At 64.9% G+C, this 2,967-nt stretch carries 3 protein-coding genes and 1 pseudogene; 1 reads left to right on the top strand and 3 read right to left on the bottom strand.

Going from position 1 to position 2,967, the window contains the following annotated elements; translation table 11 throughout:
- A pseudogene (locus tag MFF13_RS21760) lies at positions 1 to 260 on the bottom strand (hypothetical protein); the annotation flags it as partial.
- Positions 261 to 872: 612 nt separating this feature from the next.
- Between MFF13_RS21760 and MFF13_RS21755 the strand changes: the two are divergent.
- On the top strand, positions 873 to 1,118 hold the full coding sequence (locus MFF13_RS21755; RefSeq protein WP_238272918.1) for a hypothetical protein: 246 nt from the start codon (positions 873 to 875) through the stop codon (positions 1,116 to 1,118).
- Positions 1,119 to 1,138: 20 nt separating this feature from the next.
- Here the strand turns inward: MFF13_RS21755 and MFF13_RS21750 are convergent, their stop codons facing one another.
- Both MFF13_RS21750 and MFF13_RS21745 read right to left on the bottom strand, forming a co-directional pair.
- Positions 1,139 to 1,549 (bottom strand): hypothetical protein, encoded by a 411-nt coding sequence (locus MFF13_RS21750; RefSeq protein ID WP_238272917.1) that lies wholly within the window; start codon positions 1,547 to 1,549, stop codon positions 1,139 to 1,141.
- 2 nt (positions 1,550 to 1,551) lie between these two features.
- Positions 1,552 to 2,967, bottom strand: a 1,416-nt coding sequence (locus tag MFF13_RS21745) for a hypothetical protein (RefSeq protein WP_238272916.1), incomplete at its 5' end; no start/stop codon positions are given.

Below are 2,967 nucleotides of genomic sequence, written 5' to 3'. Positions count from 1 at the left end.
TCGAGCGCGTTCAGGAGTGCCGTACCGAGGGGGGTGCCCTCGGCGAGGCAGCCGAACATCAGGCACAGGATCGACAGGCCGACGAGCCATTCGAAATCAAGGCAGAGCACCTGTTCGAGGCCGCGGGGCTGGCCGGCGACGTCGAAGGCGCAGAACCACTTCACGTGGGCGCTGGCTTCACCGGTGGTGAGGATGCTGGTCGGGAGAGCCAGGAGAAGGCCAGGAAGACAAAGTAGCCGCCGTGTCGCTTTCTGAAACATGCCTAGACCTGAAACAGCACCGACAGGCACCCGCCTGCGCTGCTATTTACCCAGAAATTAGCAGCAAATTCTAACCAAATATTAACCCGGCGTTGAATGCTGGTTAAAAAAATATGGTTAACAAATTGTTTGCTCGAAAGCTGGTCACAGGCGCGAGAGCGCGTTATTTCTTGCACATAACGGTTGGTGGGAGGTGCGGAGGCATCGGCGATGTTCGTTCTAAGCCTGATGTGTCTTGTCTCGGGAGTGGCGCTTGCCGCTGCTGCCCCACATCAGCCCGAACGAAAGGCTGCCTTCGAGAGAGTAGGCGGGGGCTTGATTGTTGGCGGCCTCTGCCTGCTCGGCGCCGGCTTGCCGCTGTTTCGTTGAAAAGGTCAGTTCTACGCCTTCAACCGTGAGATCGTGCCGTGCGGAACGTTGTAGCTCCGGCTGATCTCCGCGCAGCTCTCGCCGGCCTCGCGCCGTGCCAGGGCCTCCCACTGCTGATGGCGGTGAGCTTCGGCTTCGGGCCAGAGCGGATGCCGCGTTCGCGAGATCGCCAAGCGCAACCATGGCACATCCGCCAACGTTCTGGCCTTCGACCCGGATCATCGGGTGTCTTGGGAGAACCTGATGTCGGTACGCTTTGGGGTCGGCTTCGCGCTTGCCACGTTCGTTGCGAGCACGGCCATGGCTGCTCCTGTGTCCCCCGAGGATAAGGCCTCCATGCAGTTACTGTGTGCTGGCGACTTCACGACCCTTTGCGCCGGTCTGCCGCCGGAGGACGGGCCTGAAACGCGAGCTTGTTTCGCCAAAAACATGTCCAAGCTCTCACCTGGATGCCGCGACGCCATCGAGACCTACAAGAAGAAGGGCTGAGTCCCCAGCAAGGCTCGGCATTAGCGTCCTCCGACCATGTTGAGCAGCGCCACGCCGGCAGCGGCTAGGATGTTGCCTCGGCCGCCCCAGGGCAGGGGAGCAAACGGGATCACAGCTCGCTCGGCCGCCACGATCGGCAGTAAGACCTCAGGCGCCTCGGTCTCGCGGACACTATCATTATTGCGCAGCCATACGATTTGGCTACCGTGATGGCCGTCGGGAGCGGCGAGAGCGGGGTCCGCATCCCTGCCGTCCTTGGCATCGATGTCCCCGTCCATGCGGTCCAGCACGGCAATGATGTGATCGGCGGCATCCAGCGCAGTTTGCAGGGCTTCGCCGAGGCGGTTGCGAACCTCCGCCTCCCCCATCGGGGCCGGCTCGACGGGAACGGCCACCTTGGGCCGCGGGGCGAACGTGAGCACGTTGTTCATGGTCAGACCCCCTTTGCGTCGGACGAGACGATCACGGAGGAGCCGGCGACGATGAGGCGGGTGTGGGCTGCTCCCATGATGTCGGCAAGCGCCTTCATCTCCTCGTGGGTGTCGTGGATTGCGTTCAGCACCGAGAGGACAGCTTCAGGGCCTCGGCCGTCCAGGGTCTCGATAGCGGCGACCAACTCCGGCTTGCTCATCCGCAGGAAGCGGTCGGCGAGATGCAGGCCGACCGTGTAGGGCGAGAGGCGTTCGTTCCACTCGCGTGGGCTGCGGATCGGCGTGTCGAGGTCATATGCCTCGAAACTTAGGGATGCCGCCCCTTCAGCCGAGCACACTTCGTCGTCTGCGCCGGTCAGCGTCAGCCGTTCGACATCGGCGGCAATGCTCCCGAGGATGTCTCTGAGATCCACGGCGCCGATCATGCCGTCATTCCCCGGTGCCCACTGTTGGGCATGGCGGATCACCGCGACGATGCCGGCAAGCGTCGTCGGACGTGTCTCGAACACCGCGTTCCAGGCCACCGTCTCCACGTGGCTGGCGGCCTCCCAGACTGCATGCGCGGGCGCCATCGCGTCGTCGGACGTGTCCAGATCCTGCTCTTGCCGCCACACCTTATCGGTCGCGTCGCAGGTCTCCACGAAGGCAGCGCGGGCCTCGGCATGCGCTTGGATGACCGCAAGAACCGGGTCCGCATCGTCCGGCGCTGCCGCCTCGTCAGCCTCAGTCTTGTCGGATGCGGGCTCGGCCGCTTCGAACGGCTCTGGCTCGTCCTGCTCGCGTCGAGGCACCAGCACGCCGACGACAGTGCCGACGAGCTTCTGGCGCAGGTGGTCGGCGTCGTAGGGGCCATCGCTCGTGTAGACCGTCCCCGCGCCGACGCGATTGACCGGATCGACCCACCATTGCGGCTCGCCCTGGCCGCCGACTTCGCGAAAGTGGGTCAGCACCACGTCACGGGTGCCGCCGTGCCACTCGATCACGCACAAGGCGCCGTGTGCCAGATCGCGGCGGGCCGGGTCGAAGACGACGGTCTCGCCCTTCCGAACGAGCGGGTAGGCGCCAGCATCCTTCACGTACTGCTCGCCCATGCCCTCGGGGCACTCGCTCATCACCGGCAGCTTGGGCGGGCGAGTGCCATCCTTCGAGGGGAGATCGACATCGCTGTAGATCCCGATCACGCGGTGGATCTTCTCGACGCGATCAGCGCCCAAGCGCCCGCCCCGCCCCGTGCTGGGCACCACGACCTCGATCAGCGGCACCACTTCGGACCCCGGCGCGAACGGCTTCGCGAACTCGGGCTGGAAGCCGTGCGTCAGGTCGAACACGACCGGGTCGGGCTTGCCCTTGAGGTAGAACACCGCGAGGCCGGCGCCGGTCGGCATCTCCGGCTCTACGACGAGGCTGGCACCAGGCGC

The sequence above is a fragment of the Methylobacterium cerastii genome, from assembly GCF_022179125.1.
Classification (GTDB): domain Bacteria; phylum Pseudomonadota; class Alphaproteobacteria; order Rhizobiales; family Beijerinckiaceae; genus Methylobacterium; species Methylobacterium cerastii.
This window is presented reverse-complemented; position numbering and strand designations above follow the sequence as displayed.

Excerpts from the sequence above, each read along its gene's own strand:
- MFF13_RS21750 (WP_238272917.1), bottom strand. The coding sequence starts at position 1,549 with ATGAACAACGTGCTCACGTTCGCCCCGCGGCCCAAGGTGGCCGTTCCC.
- MFF13_RS21755 (WP_238272918.1), top strand. The coding sequence starts at position 873 with ATGTCGGTACGCTTTGGGGTCGGCTTCGCGCTTGCCACGTTCGTTGCG.